The following is a 16,647-nucleotide window of genomic DNA, read 5'->3' as shown; positions in this document are numbered from 1 at the left end:
CGCGCATTTATGGCGCGGTCCAATCCACATCGCTGGCCTCTTCTATGTGAAGCAACCCGTCCGGCCAGGGCCGCGCGATGGCCCGCGCCTCTGCTTCCTCTCCCATCAGCCAAGTATCAAAACTGGTGCGGTCCAGTAAAACACCCATGCGATGATGGATTGGCTTTACGTCGGCATTGGGTTCGCAGGTGACGGCGGCGAACTGGTCGACCCTGGTACCACCCGGAGCCTCCCAAGTGTCGGTGATCGCGGCAAAGTACAAGGGCGCGCCATCCGCCGAAGTGATGCGCCAGGCCGTTTTGCGGCGTTTCTCTCCTGTCCACTCGTACCATCCGTCCACGGGGACAACGGCGCGCCCAACGCCCTGAAACGCAGTTTTGTCAAAGACGGTTTCAGACCGGGCATTGATGATGGTTTCCATGACCGGGCGCCCCCGTGCGTTGACCCGCCCGACCGGGATCATGCCCCACCGCATCGGCACGAGGCCCGCTTCCGTCAGTACGATCACCGTCTGACCCGGCTGGATGTTCCGGCGGGGTGGCTGGGCATCCACGCTATTCGAGACGCCCAGCGCCTCCGCGATCTCGGATATTGGCCTCGTCAGAAAGAAGCGCCCTGGCATCGATCACTCCTGATTGGCCGCTGTATTGGCAAGATCCAGAACGTGCGGACCCAGCGTATCGACGATCACCGCCACTCCAGCCGCGTTTGGATGTATTCCATCTGACTGCATGAACTGGCCTGCCGCACCCGGGTCACCATCGGCCGCCAGACCGTCGAAGAAACTGTTGGCATACAGCGTCTGAAACTCCTCAGCCAACTCCGGGTACATGCCATCAAAGGCTTGTTTGTATTCAACACCGTAGTTCCCCGGCGCCTGCATCCCGACCAGCAGAACGGCCACGTCGCCCGCCGCTGCGACGCGCAGGATTTTCTCAAGATTGGCGCGTGAAATGGCAGGATCAATCCCGCGCAGCAGGTCGTTTCCCCCGAGCGCCACAATCATACCGTCCACATCCGGCGTCAGCGTCCATTCCACGCGCGCCGCACCGCCTGCCGTCGTATCCCCGGACACACCGGCATTGATCAGGCGGACATCCGCGCCCTGTTCCTGCAACCAGCGGTCCAACTGCGGGACAAAGCCGTCCTCTTCGACCAGCCCATATCCTTGGGTCAGCGAATCCCCCAGCGCAGCGATTACAACCGGTTCCGCTGTGGCCGCAAAACCGCAACACAAAAACAGCCCTGATAGGACAGCCTTGCGCAAAACTCTAAGTGCTCCATATCCCAAGTGACTGCTCCCCTTCGGAAAGACCCATGACAACACCTGTTCTCAAACTCCAAAATGCCGCATTGTCGCTGGATGGCAATGCCGGTCGGGTTAATATCCTGCATGACATCAACCTGACCGTCGCGCAGGGCGAAACGCTTGGGCTGGTCGGGCCGTCCGGGTCCGGCAAATCCTCGCTGCTGATGTTGATGGGCGGGCTGGAGCAAGCGACGGGCGGCAGCGTGACCGCTTTGGGCCATGACCTGACCGGGATGGACGAGGACACGCTGGCCCGCTTTCGGCGGGACTCGATGGGCGTTGTTTTTCAGAATTTCCACCTGATCCCCACGATGACCGCGCTTGAGAACGTCGCAACACCTCTGGAACTGGCCGGGCACAAGGATGCTTTCGAACGTGCAGATGCCGAATTGCAGGCCGTGGGCCTGTCACACCGGCGCGACCACTACCCTGCACAGCTGTCCGGCGGAGAACAACAGCGTGTCGCATTGGCCCGCGCCTCGGCGCCACGCCCTAAAATTCTGTTGGCGGACGAACCGACCGGAAATCTCGACGAAACCAATGGCGCGGCCATTGTCGACCTGCTGTTCGGATTGCGCGACAAGCACGGCGCGACACTGGTGCTGGTGACCCACAGCCATTCACTGGCCGAGCGATGCGACCGTGTGGTCCGCCTGCGGGACGGGCGTATCGCGCAGGACATCCAGAAAGAGGCTGCAGAATGAGCTTGCGGCTGGCCGGTCGACTGGCCCGCCGCGAACTGCGTGGCGGGTTGCGTGGGTTTCGGGTGTTTCTGGCGTGTCTGGCTCTGGGCGTCGCAGCAATTGCCGCTGTTGGCTCGGTTCGATACGCGATCCAGGCCGGATTGACGCAAGAGGGTGCTGCCTTGCTGGGCGGCGATGCGCAGCTGGAATTCACCTATCGCTTTGCAGATGATGACGAACGCGCATGGATGGACGACACTGCACAGCAGGTGTCCGAAGTGGTTGATTTCCGCTCCATGGCCGTCGTGCCGGGCGACACTGGGTCGGAGCGTGCGCTGACCCAGGTGAAGTCTGTTGACGATGTCTACCCCCTGTTGGGATCGGTTGTTTTAGAGCCCGACATATCGCTGCCCGACGCTCTGAGTGGCGATGGGACCCTGCCGGGTGCAGTCATGGACCCGGCTCTGATTGATCGCCTCACATTGGCAATCGGTGACCGGTTCGCCCTCGGCACACAGGAGTTTGTACTCACGGCAGCGCTGGTTAACGAACCGGACAGCGCCGCCGATGGGTTCGGTCTTGGGCCGCGAACACTGGTGCGGACCGAAGACCTGCAAGCGTCGGGTCTGTTGGAACCGGGTACGTTGTTTTCGACCAAGTACCGGCTGGACCTGGAGACGGGCACTGATCTGGAAGCCTTGGCGTCCCGGGCAGGTGAGGTATTTGACGGCACCGGAATGCGCTGGACCGATGCCCGGAACGGAGCGCCGGGCATTGCCGAGTTTGTCGCCCGGCTGAGCGCGTTTCTGGTGCTGGTCGGCCTATCTGGTCTGGCCGTTGGCGGTATCGGCGTGTCCGCTGCGGTGCGCGCGTATCTGTCACAGAAAACCGAAACCATTGCCACCCTGCGCACGTTGGGCGCCGACCGGGCGACGATATTCCAGACATACATGATCCAGATCGGGATATTGTCGGTTGCAGGGATCGCGATTGGAATCGCTTTGGGCGGTCTGGCCCCGTTGGCGCTGGCACCGGTGATCGAAAGCCGCCTGCCTGTTCCGGCAGTGTTCTCGCTCTACCCGCAACCCCTGGCCGAGGCCGCGTTGTATGGGCTTCTGACGGCATTCCTGTTTACGCTCTGGCCCCTTGCCAGAACCGAAGAGGTGCGCGCCGCGACCCTGTTTCGGGATGCGCTCACGACCGCCCGGAGTATCCCGCGCCTGGCTTATGTTTTAGCCACCGGGCTGGGTCTGGCAGTGTTGATCGCAGCAGCATCGTGGTTCAGCGGTTCGACGCAATTGACGCTTTGGACCAGTGGCGGTCTGGCCGGGGCCTTGCTGCTGCTGTCCCTGTCGGCCTTTGCGATCCGGCGCATTGCACGCGCCGGGGCGCCCTGGGGTCGTGGCCGCCCCGCCTTGCGCTGGGCGCTGTCCGCCATATCCGATCCGCGGGAAGGCGCTGGTTCGGTCGTATTGTCCCTTGGGCTGGGTCTGTCGGTTCTGGCAGCGGTTGGACAGATCGATGGCACATTGCGCAACGCGATTTCTGGGAACCTGCCGGATGTGGCCCCGTCCTACTTTTTTGTCGATATCCAAAAGGACCAGATGCCTGGGTTCACCGAGCGCCTCGAAACGGATCCGGATGTCAGCCGCGTCGAAAGTGCGCCCATGCTGCGGGGCATCATTTCGCAGATCAATGGACGCCCCGCGCGCGAAGTGGCTGGAAGCCATTGGGTTCTGGAGGGTGATCGCGGCGTGACCTACTCGGTTGAGCCACCGGAAAACGCCCGCATCACCGCCGGTGAGTGGTGGCCCGAGGACTATTCAGGGACGCCGCAGGTCAGTTTTGCCGCCGAAGAGGCTGACGAGATGGGTCTGAAGCTTGGCGACGAACTGACAGTCAATATCCTGGGTCGCGACATCACCGCGGAGCTCACCTCATTGCGCGAAGTCGATTTTTCCACCGCAGGCATGGGGTTCATCATGTCGATGAACCCGTCCGCACTGTCAGGGGCACCGCACAGTTTTATTGCCACCGTTTATGCCGAAGAACCCGCCGAAGCTGCCATCCTGCGTGATCTGGCGGGGCAGTTTCCTAACATCACAGCCATCCGGGTACGCGACGCAATCGACAGGGTTTCGGGCCTGTTGGCGGGACTGGCCGCTGCAACTTCCTATGGGGCCGGCGTATCCCTCTTGACCGGGTTTCTGGTGTTGATCGGGGCCGCTGCCGCAGGCGAGCCCGCGCGGCGCTACGAAGCGGCGGTGCTGAAAACTCTGGGAGCAGACCGGCGCCGGATTCTGATCAGCTTTGCCTTACGCGCCATTCTGCTGGGCGCTGCCGCAGGATGTGTCGCCCTGCTGACCGGCATCCTTGGCGGATGGGCCGTTGCGACCTACATCTTCGATACCGGTTTCTCGATCATCTGGCCCTCGGCACTGGGCATTGTCATCGCCGGGATCGCCGTCACACTGGGGGCGGGTATGGCTTTTGCCCTAAGGCCCTTGTCGGTGCGTCCTGCCGGTATCCTGCGCGCCAGCGATTGAGGTCAGCGTAGACAGGCCACGGGCTGCAGCATCCTCAGCAACGGATCGTTGTCGCAGACCAGCGCATCCAGCGTGATGTCGTCCAGCGAGGCGTAGAATACCTCGGCAGCGTCCTGCAGTGCCAGGCGCAGGCGACACGCGTCGGTGAGCGGGCAGGTGTTGTCCGCATCGGCAAAGCACTCGACGATGGGCAGAGATCCTTCGACATGCCGGAACACTGCGCCGATCCGGATCTCATCCGCGGCGCGGGCCAGAGTCATGCCGCCGTTTCGGCCGCGTTGTGTACTGAGATAGTTGAGCGTGCTCAGTTGATTGATGACTTGCGCCAGATGGTTCTCCGATATGTTGCACGCCTCGGCAATCTCGGACTTCGTAACCAGTCGCTCCGGATGCGCCGCACAATACATCAGCAGGCGCACAGCAATGTTTGTCCGTTTGGTAATCCGCATAATGGCCTCCCAAATTCAAGATGCAGCCTTATTGCATGTCTGGCAAAAAAGCGGTTTGACATACATCAATCGTCAACGAAGGACCCTGTGCTACATGGCTGACCCCTATTTCTTTGGCTATGGCAGCCTCGTGAATCTGGCCACGCACGATTTTCCCGATCCCCGGCCTGCACGACTGAAAGGATGGAAACGGGTTTGGCGGCACACCGATTTACGCCCGGTTGCCTTCCTGACGGCAATCCCCGATCCCGAGGCCGAGATCGATGGCATGATCGCCCATGTGCCCAGAAACGACTGGGATGCTCTGGATGAGCGCGAGTGGGCCTATGATCGGGTTCCGGCAACCAGTTCGGTTACACACCCCCTGACTCATGACGTTGAAATCGCCGTCTATGCGGTTCCGGCGGATCGCCACAATGAGCCCAGTAACCACCACCCGCTGCTGCTCAGCTATATCGATGTGGTGGTTCAGGGATATTTGCGCGCATTCGGAGCCGACGGCGCCGACCGTTTCTTTGCGACGACCGAGGGTTGGGATGCGCCGATCCTGAATGATCGCGCCGAACCGCGTTACCCGCGTCACCAGCAACTGAATTCCGCCGAGACCGACTTTGTGGATGACCGCTTGCAGAGCGTTGCTGCACACATCGTGCATCCCGCCTGAGGGAGACCGGACTCACACAGAAAAGCTGAACCTCGGATCTGCTGTGCGCAGGTACTTTATCCGCGCGCCCGGATTACCTGCAACAAGGGCATCAGGGTCGCCATCTCCGGTCCGCGCTCCATGCCGGTCAGCGCCTTGCGCAGCGGCATAAACAATCCTTTGCCCTTGCGCCCCGTTGCCTCTTTAACCGTTTGGGTCCAGGTGCTCCAGGTGTCGCCATCAAATGGCCTGTCGGGCAGCAGTGCCATGGCCTCGGCAATGAAGTCGCGATCCTCATCCGCGATCAATGGGTCTGCCCCGTCACGGCACAGCTCCCACCAGCCCTTGAGATCACCCAGCGTCGTGATGTTCTCGCGCGCCATGCTCCAGAAGGGTTCGGCCAGTTCCTCAGGCACACCGGCCTCGGCGACGGCCTGCGAGACATCAGACAACGGCAGTGACTGAAGGTGTTTCGCCGTCAGTGGAAACAGATCCTGCACATCGAACTTTGTCGGTGCGGCGCCAAAACGTCCTATGTCAAATCCGTCGACCAGTTCGGCCATGTCGGATCGAAGCTCGACCGGATCCGACGACCCTAGACGCGCCATCAGGCTCAGCAACGCCATCGGCTGCACGCCCTGTTCGCGCAGATCGCGCAGGGCCAGCGTGCCCAGGCGCTTGGAAAGCGCCTCACCCTGTGGACCCGTCAGCAAAGAATGATGCGCAAAACGGGGGCATTGGCCACCCAGCGCTTCAATGATCTGGATCTGTGTCGCCGTGTTGGTCACATGATCCGAACCACGCACCACATCGGTTACGCCCATTTCAGTGTCATCAACCACCGAGGCTATCGTGTAGAGAACCTGACCGTCGCCCCGGATCAGAACCGGGTCCGAAACCGACGCTGCATCGATCGAGATGTCACCCAGAATACCGTCGACCCACTCGATCCGCTCATGGTCCAGCTTGAACCGCCACACACCGTTGCCGCGCTCGATCCGCAACGCCTCTTTTTCCGCATCCGACAGGCTCAAAGCCGCGCGATCATAGACCGGAGGTTTGCCCATGTTCAGCTGTTTCTTACGTTTGAGGTCCAATTCGGTCGGGGTTTCGAACGCCTCATAAAAACGTCCCATCTCGCGCAGTTTATCGGCGGCCTCGGCATAGCGGTCCAGACGTTCCGACTGACACTCGACCCGATCCCAGTGCAGGCCCAGCCATTCCAGGTCCTGCTTGATGGCATCGACATATTCTCCCTTCGATCGCTCTGGATCGGTGTCGTCGATACGCAGGATGAACGTACCGCCAGCCTTGCGGGCGATCAGGTAGTTCATGAGGGCGGTGCGCAGGTTGCCCACATGGATGTAACCGGTGGGCGACGGGGCGAAACGGGTGATGGTCATGGGTGTCTCCTGTTGGCGCGGCTCTTGTCACATGGATACGGTTTTGTCCAGCGACGGCACGACCCGCACAGCAATGGCAGGGTCAGGTTGGTTCGACAGACCAGGAATTGCCCAGATCATTGAGCCCGGCGCATATCAGTTCCGTCAAAACGCCCATGTCGATATCTGCGAGTTTGTTGACATACAGGCACGATTTTCCAAGCTTGTATTTGCCCAACCTCGACAGGATAGGCGTGAAGTCCGCGTATCCCGGCATGATGTAAATGGAGTGCGCCGCTTTTCGCGGGGAAAACCCGGTCGCCAGAAAGTCCCCTTCGCGCCCGGATTTGTAGCGATAGTGGTACCGGCCATAGCCGACAATCGATGGCCCCCACATGACAGGCGCAAAGCCTGTGGCTTCGCGAAACAGCGCATCCAGCGCGCGGGCTTCCTCAGCTTTTCGCGCCGGGTGGATCGCCGACAAAAAGGCATCAGCGCTTTGCGTGGTGGGGACCGTCTTGTTCTGAGATCGCGGCATGAACAAAAATTAACACGTAATGTTCAGCCACGCAGCCCATGTATTGGGGTATAAAGTGGCCAGCGGTTTGCGCTGACCTAATTCTTTCCATGGTGTTCAGACAGGGAGACGTAGAAATGACAATCAAATTGACACGACGTGCGGCGCTGGGAGCTGCCGCAGCCTTGCCATTCGCATCCGCGGCAACTCCGATTCTGGCCGCTGGAACCGAAACCAAGGCAAACTCAACAATCGCCAAATCCTTCCAGTTGGGCGATTTCACTGTCACCACCCTGCTGGACGGCAGTCTGCCACGCGACGGTGCGCAGGAAATCTTTGGCGGCGGCGCATCGGACGAGGACTTTGCCAAGGTTTCGGCCGACAACTTCATATCGCCCGATGTTGCGCAGTTTTTCTTTACGCCGACACTGGTCAATACCGGCGCCGAGCTGGTTCTGTTCGACACAGGTCTTGGCCAGGGCGGCATCCAGACCGCGTTGGCGGACGCGGGTGTTACCCCCGATCAGATCAACATTGTTGTTCTGACGCATATGCACCCTGACCATATCGGCGGCATGACAACCAATGACGCGGCCACGTTCCCGAACGCGCGCTACGTCACGGCGGCGCCCGAATACGATTTCTGGGCAGCGCAGGACGCCGGTAACCGTGTCGGCGATCTGGTGGCCGCCAAGGTGACTCCGATGGCCGAGAAGATGACGTTCATAGAAGACGGCGGCGATGTTGCGTCCGGCGTCACCGCAATGGCGGCGTTTGGGCATACGCCGGGTCACATGGTTTACCATCTCGAAAGCAATGGTCAGCGCCTGATCCTGACGGCCGATCTGGCCAACCACTACGTCTGGTCCTTTGCGCATCCCGAATGGGAAGTCCGGTTCGACATGGACAAAGCGGCAGCGACAGCCTCGCGGCGCAACGTTCTGGGCCTGCTGGCCGCTGACAAGGTCCCGATGATCGGGTACCACATGCCCTTCCCGGCTGCCGGGTATGTCGAAGCCCGCGGTGACGGGTTCCGCTTTGTGCCGGTCAGCTACCAGATGATGGGGTAGTGTCTCAGTAACCGGGGTCCGGCCGCACCTTTGAGCCGTCCGTGAAACGGGACAGGCGAAAATCGGTCGGATCCACGCATGGGTCCGCCTGCGTGACAAGATCGGCCACCAGCCGCCCGGCCCCGGGGCCGATCCCGAACCCATGGCCGGAGAAGCCTGTCGCGATCGTCAACCCCGGCAGATCATCGACACCCGAAATTACGGGAACAGCGTCCGGCGTGACATCTATCAGGCCCGCCCAGCTTTGAACGATCTCGGCCTGTTCCAACACCGGAAATCCCCTTTGTGCCCTGGACCAGGCCGATCGCAAAGCTTTGCGAGAGGGTTCGGGATCCAGCACGCGGCAATGTTCGAAAGGGGTCACATCGGTGGGCAACCACGACCTGTCCTGGCGCGCCTCAACTGTCCAGCGGTTGGACAAACGAAACCGCAGCGATCTCCATTCTTGCGCAAAGGCGGGCAGGAACTGACGCCCAAGCCGAAAGCTGTCAGGAACAATATCCAGCGTGTTTTCGTGACCCGACGCGATGGTGTACCCGCCATCTGCCCGTTTTCGGATGGCGAACTCATCCAACCACAAAGAGGCCTCGGGGCCGTGCGGGACAGGCGACGTGCGCATCACCGTGTTCAGGACCTTGAGTTGCGGAAGCTCAATTCCTGCGTTTCCGGCGAAAAGGCGCGACCACGCGCCGCCGGCCAGAACAACCTGATCACACGCCACCCGGCCCCGTTCGGTAATCACACCGGATACCCAGCCAGCCTGGATATCGATACTGCGTACAGCACATTGCGTCATGATTGCTGCGCCTTTGTCGCGGGCAGCCTCGGCGATGGCAGGGGCGGCCCATTGCGGCTCGGCCCGCCCGTCCTGCGGCATGTAAAGCGCACTGTTAAAGCCGTTCTGATTGCCCGGCAACAACCGGCCCAGTTCCGAACCCGAGACCATACGCGCCTCGGTTTGCAGCTCATCCACGTTACGCATCCAGCGTTCAAGGTTGCCACTGGACCGCGCACCAGATGCGCCAAACAAGATTCCGGATCGTGTGTACCCAGTCTTTCGGCCAATGCGTTCGTCCAATTCCCGCCATAGGCGCAGGGCTTCCTGCATCAGGGGGATTTCCCTCGGATCGCGCATGCCAAGTCGCACCCAGCCCCAGTTGCGCGAGCTTTGCTCACCGGCAATCTGTCCTTTTTCGCACAGCAGAACGGAAACGCCGCGCTCTGCAAGCTCCAACGCCGTCGAAGTCCCGATGATGCCGCCTCCGATAACGACAACATCGACGTGTTTGGGTAAGGAAAGATCGGATTCGACAGCGGTCGGTTTTGGGCCGGGCATCACCTGCTCTTACTAAATCGCACGAACCGCAATGGATGCTCAGAAATAGGGTACAGGCAATAGTGAGCAGACCGCGCGGTCAGATTTGTCAAAACCTGTGGCCAACGCGCCAGAAGAGATGGGCGACAAGACAGGATCGCCCGAAAGTCAGATGAAGCAGGCGTTCACGCTGCCCCGGACAGTTCCGCCCACTTTTGGCGCAGAAGTGCTGAGATACCTGCCTCCGCGGAGGTTGTTTCAGCTTTCACGCTTTCCTGCGACGGAAGGTCAGGGAATTCGGGTCGACTCTGCGATTGCGCTGTTTTCTGGCTCGCAGGCTCCTCACCGAGGATACCGGCAATCGCCGCATCCACTCGATCCTCATCCAGATCCTGCGCCGGAGACTCCATCGTGCTTAATCCCCACGGCGCATGAAGAGGTCTGTCATATCCTTCATACATAATAACACCAAACCATTAACTCAGACATCCAACCCAGGATGCGGCGCATTCAAATCAACAAGCAATTTTCGATCACCCGCGAACTCAACAGCAATGCGTCACATCCGCCCCACATTGGGCAATTTCCAAGCATAAATGTGGCAGAAAATTGTCAGCCACTCAAGCCAGCGAGGACTAACGGCCGCATAAAGTTACAGTTTTTCAGCAGTCAAAAGAAACAATAATCGGATCATCGATATGACTGTTTTTGATTCAAAGATAATCAATGCGCACCCGAACCTATCATTGATCAGCTGCGGTCTCGCCAGCGATTCACAATTGGATAGCGACGGTCCAGCCAAAAGGCCTTGCTGGTCAGTCGCGTGCCCGGAGCCGACTGAAACCGCTTGTACTCGCTGATGTAAATCAGATGTTCCACCTTGCGGGCGTCAGCCTCGGCAAACCCTGCCGCAACGCAATCTGCTATTGACCCGTCCCGGTCGACAAGAATGTCCAGAACTCCGTCCAGAACCGGATAATCCGGCAAACTGTCGCTGTCTTTCTGGTCTTCGCGCAGCTCGGCGCTGGGGGGTTTGTCGATGATGGACGGGCGAATGATCTCACCCCCGGGCCCCATCATCCAGTCCCGGTGGTTCACGTTGCGCCAGCGACAGGTTTCGAACACGCGGGTCTTGTACAGGTCCTTGATCGGGTTGTAGCCCCCGTTCATGTCTCCGTAGATCGTGGCATACCCTACCGCAATTTCGGATTTGTTTCCGGTGGTCAGCAGCATCTCGCCAAACTTGTTCGAAAGCGCCATCAGCAGCACACCGCGCAGGCGTGACTGAATGTTTTCCTCGGTCAGGTCTTCATCCAGGCCCGCAAACAGAGGTTCCAGCGTGCTGGTGACCGCCGCGCGACTCTCTGAGATCGGAACAAAGTCATAATGCACACCCAGTGCCTTGGCGACGGCTTCGGCGTCGTCCAGAGAGGTTTGGCTTGTGTATTCCGACGGCAGCATCACACAGCGGACGTTGTCCGCCCCAATCGCATCCACGGCGATCGCAGCCACCAACGCGGAATCGACGCCGCCTGACAATCCGAGCACCGCCTTTTTGAAGCCGGTCTTGCTCATGTAATCCCGCAAGGACTGCACCATTGCGCGATAGTCCTGCTCCCACGCATCCGGCTGCGGCACAATCTCGGATGGAACGATCCGCCAACCAACTTCGCCGCGTTCCAGATCCACATGGGTCACGGTCTCGTCAAAAACGGGCATGCGAAAAGCAAGCTCGCCGCCCGGGTTCAAGCCAAACGTCGCCCCGTCAAAGACCTGGTCATCCTGGCCGCCCACCATATTGAGGTAAATCAGCGGCAATCCGGTCTCGACCACACGCGCCACCATATGGTTCAGCCGCACGTCGTACTTGTCCCGGAAATAGGGCGAACCGTTCGGGATCAACAGAAACTCTGCACCGGTTTCTTCCAGCGTTTCGGCGACGTCGGGGTGCCAGCTGTCTTCGCAGATCGGGCTGCCGATCCGGGAATTTCCAACCGAATAGGGACCACCCAGCGGACCGGCATCATACAGTCGCACTTCGTCGAATACGGTCTCGTTGGGCAGGTGGTGTTTCAGCACCTTGCTGGTGATCCGACCGCCCTTGAGGATCAGGTATGCGTTGTACAGGCTGTCGCCTTCCACCCACGGCCCACCGATCGCGATGGCAGGACCATCTGCGCAACGCTTTGCCAGTGCCTCGACCGCGGCCATGGCAGCGCGGTGAAACACCGGCTTCATGATCAGGTCCTGGGTGTTGTACCCGGTGATGAACATCTCGGGAAAAGCCACCAGATCAGCCCCTGCCCTGCGCCCCTGTTCCCATGTGGCGAACGCTTTGGACGCGTTGCCCTCGATGTCCCCGACAGTCGGGTTGAGTTGCGCCAGAGTGATGCGGAAACGGTCGGCCATGCTGCCCTCTTGCCCTCGTCAGTCTTAATGCCATTTAGCAGATCGCACCGCGAGTGAAAGACCAATGCGGCAAAAGCCGTTGCTCTGCCCACGGCGGTACCCTAGTTTTGCCCGAAAGGATGCAAACTTATGACCACCGGGCAGGCTGGAACAACCATGAACATAATCCGCACTTGTTTTGTCGCGGGGATTCTGACCCTGACGGCAACGGCGGCCGCTGCACAAGACGGCACCGTAATCATCAAGGATGACGAAGTTGGCGGCGTTTACGAGGGCACATTTGAAAACGGCCTGCGCCACGGAACCGGCACCTATCGTTTGCCGAACGGCTTCGAATATACCGGCCAGTGGATCCAGGGGGAAATTCAGGGCCAAGGCATGGCCCGCTATGCCAATGGCTCAATCTACGAAGGCCAGTTTTCCAAGGGTCAGCCCGAAGGCCGCGGGAAAATCATCTTCGCGGATGGCGGCACCTATGAAGGCGACTGGGCCGACGGTTCGATCAACGGTTCCGGCTTGGCCGAATACGCAAACGGCATGCGGTATGAAGGCGGCTTCAAGGATGCCCGTCATCATGGCACAGGGCGGCTGACCGGCACCGACGGGTACATCTATGACGGCGACTGGGTGGACGGCGTCAAGCAGGGCAAGGCCAAGATCACCTACGCGGGCGGCGGTGTCTACGAAGGTGACGTTCTGGCCGGTCAACGCAACGGTCAAGGCACCCTGACTATGTCGGACGGTATGGTCTATTCCGGTGCATGGACCGAGGACCGGATTACAGGCTCTGGCCAGTTGTTTCAGGCCAATGGCGATGTTTATGAAGGCGATCTGGTCGACGGCCGGCGTCTGGGCAAAGGCAAGGTGACCTACGCAAACGGTGATGTTTATGAAGGTGATTTCGCCGATGATCTCCGCCATGGGCAAGGCACCTTCACCGGGACCGACGGGTTCACCTATTCCGGTGAATGGACCAATGGGCAAATCGAGGGCCTGGGAGAAGCGACTTATCCCGACGGGTCCATTTACGTCGGTGACTTCAAGGCGGATCTGGCCGAGGGCAAAGGCCGCATCACGTATCCGGACGGCTCGACTTATGACGGCGACTGGATCGCCGGAGTGATTGAAGGCCAGGGAACGGCGACTTACTCCAACGGCATGATCTACAAAGGTCAATTCAAAAACGCGCAGACCCACGGAACCGGTGTTCTGACCCGCGCGGACGGCTCAAGCTATGACGGAGAATGGTTTGAAGGCGTCCGCCAGGGCAAAGGTAAGGCCACTTACTCCGACGGAACCGTGTACACAGGTGATTTCGTGAACGGTCAGCGTCATGGCAAGGGCGAAATCGTAGCCCCCGGCGGGTTTAAGTATTCCGGAGACTGGTCCGACGGCAAAATCACCGGGATCGGCGTTGCCACCTACTCCAATGGCGACGTGTACGAGGGCAGCTTTGTCGACAACAAAAGGCAGGGCAACGGAACGATGCGATACGCGAACGGTCAGGAAGCATCCGGCGTTTGGGAAAACGGCGCCCTTGAAACACAATCGTCAGAAGAGCCCAACCCAGCGGAAAACACACAGGACCCGGCTTCCGAACAGGATGGCCATGAAGACGATGCCGCTCCGTCTGACGGCTAAGCAACTACCAAGGGATCGGTTTTCCGGCCCAGTCACAGAATCCGCCGGTATCCGCGACGTTTAGCCCTTGAATGACGCTGACCAGATTTCGGGCGGCCACTTCGGGTTCAACGGCGGGGTGGCGACCGAGGTATTTTTGCGTAAAGGCAGTTTTGACCGTGCCGGGATGCAACGCAACGCAGATTGCCTCGTTATGCGTCCGGGCCAGTTCGATGGCTGCGGTGCGCACAATCTGGTTCACCGCTGCTTTTGCCGCACGGTAGCTGACCCACCCACCCAGACGATTGTCGCCGATTGACCCGACCCGAGCCGATAGGACAGCAAACACTGACCGCCCGTGTCGCGGAAGCAAGCGCTGAGCTTGGCTGAGCACAAGTGCAGGACCGGCGGCATTCAATGCAAACTGATCCATCATCGCCTGCACCGAGAGCGCGCGCATTGTCTTTTCCGGCGCGGCCCCATGTATCTCCAGCGCACCCGACGCGACGAGGACCAAATCGAACGGACCCTGGATGCCTTCGAGGATCTGCAGCGCGTTGTCCGGTTGCGTCAAATCGAACCCATCGACGGATCGCGAAAGACCAGTCACCGTGACATCCGACGCTGCAAGATTTTCACAGATTGCGCTGCCGATCCCACCCGACGCGCCAATGATCAATGCGGTTTTCATGATGTGATACCTAGCAGCGCGCAAATGGCTATCAATGATCTGCTGTAACGAACACCCCGAAAGTCGACCCTGCCGCAATTTGGTTCTTTTCATTCCCGGCGCGCTCTGTATAACCTTCGGCTCATGATCAACCACGCCGATACCCTGATTGCCGACGCCGCGTTTCGCGGTGCCGCTCTGCGTGGCCTACTGATCCTAATCCGCCTCTGAGCGTGCCAGCCGGCGCGCCCGCTCAGAGGAGGACGCCTGCGCGCCATTGGCTTTAGGACAGAACAGAAAGTGACCCCCATGACGAACGTAACCGAGCAAGACCGCGTCTTGATCTTTGACACCACTTTGCGCGATGGCGAACAAAGCCCCGGCGCAACCATGACCCATGACGAAAAGCTGGAGATTGCCGAACTGTTGGACGACATGGGCGTCGACATCATCGAGGCCGGGTTTCCCATCGCTTCTGAGGGTGATTTCAAGGCGGTGTCCGAGATTGCCCAGCGGTCTAGAAACAGCCGAATCTGTGGTTTGGCCCGTGCGAACCTTGCCGATATCGACCGCTGTTGGGAGGCGGTGAAACACGCAGGCCAGAACCGCATACATACCTTTATCGGCACCTCGCCACTGCACCGTGCCATACCAAACCTGTCTCAGGATGAGATGGCGCAGAAGATCCACGAAACGGTCTCGCACGCCCGTAATCTGTGTGAAAACGTACAGTGGTCGCCGATGGATGCAACGCGGACCGAGTGGGATTACCTCTGCCGCGTGATCGAGATATCGATCAAGGCGGGTGCCACAACGATCAATATCCCGGACACTGTGGGCTATACCGCGCCGATGGAATCCGCCGATCTGATCAAGCGGTTGATCGAAACGGTGCCTGGTGCCGATGAGGTGGTGTTTGCCACCCATTGCCACAATGACCTGGGCATGGCGACCGCGAACTCGCTGGCTGCCGTGGCCGGTGGCGCGCGTCAGATCGAATGCACCATCAACGGTCTGGGCGAACGCGCGGGCAACACCGCGCTGGAAGAGGTCGTGATGGCCCTGCGGACCCGCAACGACATCATGCCGTGGACCACGGGCATCGACACCACCAAAATCATGCATATCTCGCGCCGGGTTGCGACCGTGTCCGGCTTTAACGTGCAGTTCAACAAGGCGATTGTCGGCAAGAACGCCTTTGCCCATGAAAGCGGTATCCATCAGGATGGGATGTTGAAGAACCGCGAAAACTTTGAAATCATGCGGCCCGAGGATATCGGTTTGTCCGGCACTTCCCTGCCTTTGGGCAAACACTCTGGCCGGGCGGCACTGCGCGACAAGCTGAACACGTTGGGTTATGAAGTCGGCGACAACCAGCTCAAGGACATTTTCGTTCGGTTCAAGGAACTGGCCGATCGCAAAAAGGAAGTCTTCGACGACGATCTCATTGCCCTGATCATGCTGGACGACGACGATGGCGATGATCATCTGCAATTGGTGTCGATGAAGGTGACCTGTGGCACAGTCGGCAAAGCCGAGGCGACGATTGAGATGGAAGTGGGCGGCGCGGAAGTGCTGGCGACAAAAACCGGCGACGGTCCGGTCGATGCCGCGTTTCGTGCCATCCGGTCGGTTCACCCGAGTACAGCCCACCTTCAGTTGTATCAGGTCCACGCCGTGACCGAAGGAACAGACGCACAGGCCACTGTCTCGGTCCGGCTGGAAGAAGACGGCATGATTGCCACCGGCCAATCCGCCAACACCGACACCGTCGTCGCGTCGGCCAAGGCCTATATCCATGCCCTCAACCGGCTGGTTGTCCGCAGAGCAAAAGCCGGACCCGGCGCGGATACGCGCGAGATCAGCTACAAGGACCTGACCTGAAAGCTGGACGTAAGCCAAAGGCCCTGGCACCCGCGTCAGCCCGGCTTCGCCAAACGTCTTTACGGCTTCGAGCCCGGCCCCGCCAATTAGCGCGGGGCCGGGCCCACCTCAATTGGGTGCACATCTGACGCAGCAAGTTGGGGCGGGAAG

General features: G+C 59.9%; 15 protein-coding genes. 6 read left to right on the top strand and 9 right to left on the bottom strand.

The window, feature by feature from the left end:
* Positions 1 to 7: 7 nt before the first annotated feature.
* Both ACR3E0_RS04520 and ACR3E0_RS04515 read right to left on the bottom strand, forming a co-directional pair.
* A complete protein-coding gene (locus tag ACR3E0_RS04520) occupies positions 8 to 622 on the bottom strand; it encodes an SOS response-associated peptidase (RefSeq protein WP_480476593.1) in 615 nt (204 codons plus the stop codon).
* Between the two features lie 3 nt (positions 623 to 625).
* Complete coding sequence (locus ACR3E0_RS04515) at positions 626 to 1,291, bottom strand: arylesterase (protein WP_480476591.1); 666 nt, start codon at positions 1,289 to 1,291, stop codon at positions 626 to 628.
* A gap of 26 nt (positions 1,292 to 1,317) precedes the next feature.
* Between ACR3E0_RS04515 and ACR3E0_RS04510 the strand changes: the two genes are divergently transcribed.
* Positions 1,318 to 2,013, top strand: coding sequence for an ABC transporter ATP-binding protein (locus tag ACR3E0_RS04510; protein WP_480476589.1), 696 nt, complete (start codon positions 1,318 to 1,320; stop codon positions 2,011 to 2,013).
* Complete coding sequence (locus tag ACR3E0_RS04505) at positions 2,010 to 4,538, top strand: ABC transporter permease (RefSeq protein ID WP_480476587.1); 2,529 nt, start codon at positions 2,010 to 2,012, stop codon at positions 4,536 to 4,538. The genes ACR3E0_RS04510 and ACR3E0_RS04505 overlap by 4 nt, the downstream gene beginning before the upstream one ends.
* Positions 4,539 to 4,540: 2 nt before the next feature.
* Here the strand turns inward: ACR3E0_RS04505 and ACR3E0_RS04500 are convergent, their stop codons facing one another.
* Positions 4,541 to 4,987, bottom strand: a complete 447-nt coding sequence (locus ACR3E0_RS04500) for an RrF2 family transcriptional regulator (protein ID WP_480476585.1) — start codon at positions 4,985 to 4,987, stop codon at positions 4,541 to 4,543.
* A 94-nt stretch (positions 4,988 to 5,081) separates the two neighbouring features.
* On the opposite strand from ACR3E0_RS04500, the gene ACR3E0_RS04495 reads away from it, so the two are divergent.
* A complete protein-coding gene (locus ACR3E0_RS04495) occupies positions 5,082 to 5,651 on the top strand; it encodes a gamma-glutamylcyclotransferase family protein (protein ID WP_480476583.1) in 570 nt (189 codons plus the stop codon).
* 56 nt (positions 5,652 to 5,707) lie between these two features.
* On the opposite strand, the gene gltX is transcribed toward ACR3E0_RS04495, so the two are convergent.
* Both gltX and ACR3E0_RS04485 read right to left on the bottom strand, forming a co-directional pair.
* Positions 5,708 to 7,033, bottom strand: coding sequence for a glutamate--tRNA ligase (gene gltX / locus ACR3E0_RS04490; protein WP_480476581.1), 1,326 nt, complete (start codon positions 7,031 to 7,033; stop codon positions 5,708 to 5,710).
* 82 nt (positions 7,034 to 7,115) lie between these two features.
* Positions 7,116 to 7,550 carry a DUF1801 domain-containing protein gene (locus ACR3E0_RS04485; protein WP_480476579.1) on the bottom strand — a complete coding sequence of 145 codons (435 nt, stop codon included), beginning with the start codon at positions 7,548 to 7,550 and terminating at the stop codon, positions 7,116 to 7,118.
* Positions 7,551 to 7,666: 116 nt separating this feature from the next.
* On the opposite strand from ACR3E0_RS04485, the gene ACR3E0_RS04480 reads away from it, so the two are divergent.
* Positions 7,667 to 8,599: an MBL fold metallo-hydrolase gene (locus ACR3E0_RS04480; RefSeq protein ID WP_480476577.1), complete on the top strand. Its 933-nt coding sequence runs from the start codon at positions 7,667 to 7,669 to the stop codon at positions 8,597 to 8,599.
* 4 nt (positions 8,600 to 8,603) lie between these two features.
* Here ACR3E0_RS04480 and ACR3E0_RS04475 read toward each other — a convergent pair whose 3' ends face one another.
* The 3 genes from ACR3E0_RS04475 to ACR3E0_RS04465 all read right to left on the bottom strand — a co-directional run bounded on the left by ACR3E0_RS04475 (position 8,604) and on the right by ACR3E0_RS04465 (position 12,323).
* Positions 8,604 to 9,935, bottom strand: a complete 1,332-nt coding sequence (locus ACR3E0_RS04475; protein ID WP_480476575.1) for an NAD(P)/FAD-dependent oxidoreductase — start codon at positions 9,933 to 9,935, stop codon at positions 8,604 to 8,606.
* A gap of 164 nt (positions 9,936 to 10,099) precedes the next feature.
* Positions 10,100 to 10,324 (bottom strand): hypothetical protein, encoded by a 225-nt coding sequence (locus ACR3E0_RS04470; protein ID WP_480476573.1) that lies wholly within the window; start codon positions 10,322 to 10,324, stop codon positions 10,100 to 10,102.
* A 340-nt stretch (positions 10,325 to 10,664) separates the two neighbouring features.
* Positions 10,665 to 12,323, bottom strand: a complete 1,659-nt coding sequence (locus ACR3E0_RS04465; RefSeq protein WP_480476571.1) for an NAD+ synthase — start codon at positions 12,321 to 12,323, stop codon at positions 10,665 to 10,667.
* A 156-nt stretch (positions 12,324 to 12,479) separates the two neighbouring features.
* On the opposite strand from ACR3E0_RS04465, the gene ACR3E0_RS04460 reads away from it, so the two are divergent.
* Entirely contained in the window at positions 12,480 to 13,964 is a 1,485-nt protein-coding gene (locus tag ACR3E0_RS04460) for an MORN repeat-containing protein (RefSeq protein ID WP_480480944.1), read from the top strand.
* A gap of 4 nt (positions 13,965 to 13,968) precedes the next feature.
* On the opposite strand, the gene ACR3E0_RS04455 is transcribed toward ACR3E0_RS04460, so the two are convergent.
* On the bottom strand, positions 13,969 to 14,634 hold the full coding sequence (locus ACR3E0_RS04455) for an SDR family NAD(P)-dependent oxidoreductase (protein ID WP_480476569.1): 666 nt from the start codon (positions 14,632 to 14,634) through the stop codon (positions 13,969 to 13,971).
* Between the two features lie 288 nt (positions 14,635 to 14,922).
* Here ACR3E0_RS04455 and ACR3E0_RS04450 point away from each other — a divergent pair, with 288 nt between their 5' ends.
* The gene (locus ACR3E0_RS04450; RefSeq protein WP_480476567.1) at positions 14,923 to 16,497 is read left to right on the top strand and encodes a 2-isopropylmalate synthase; all 1,575 of its coding nucleotides are present in this window, start codon (positions 14,923 to 14,925) and stop codon (positions 16,495 to 16,497) included.
* The last annotated feature ends 150 nt before the right edge of the window (positions 16,498 to 16,647 follow it).

Source organism: Ruegeria sp. AJ12 (genome assembly GCF_056536245.1).
The sequence above is the reverse complement of the archived record's forward strand: the minus strand, read 5'-3'. Positions and strand labels throughout refer to the sequence as shown.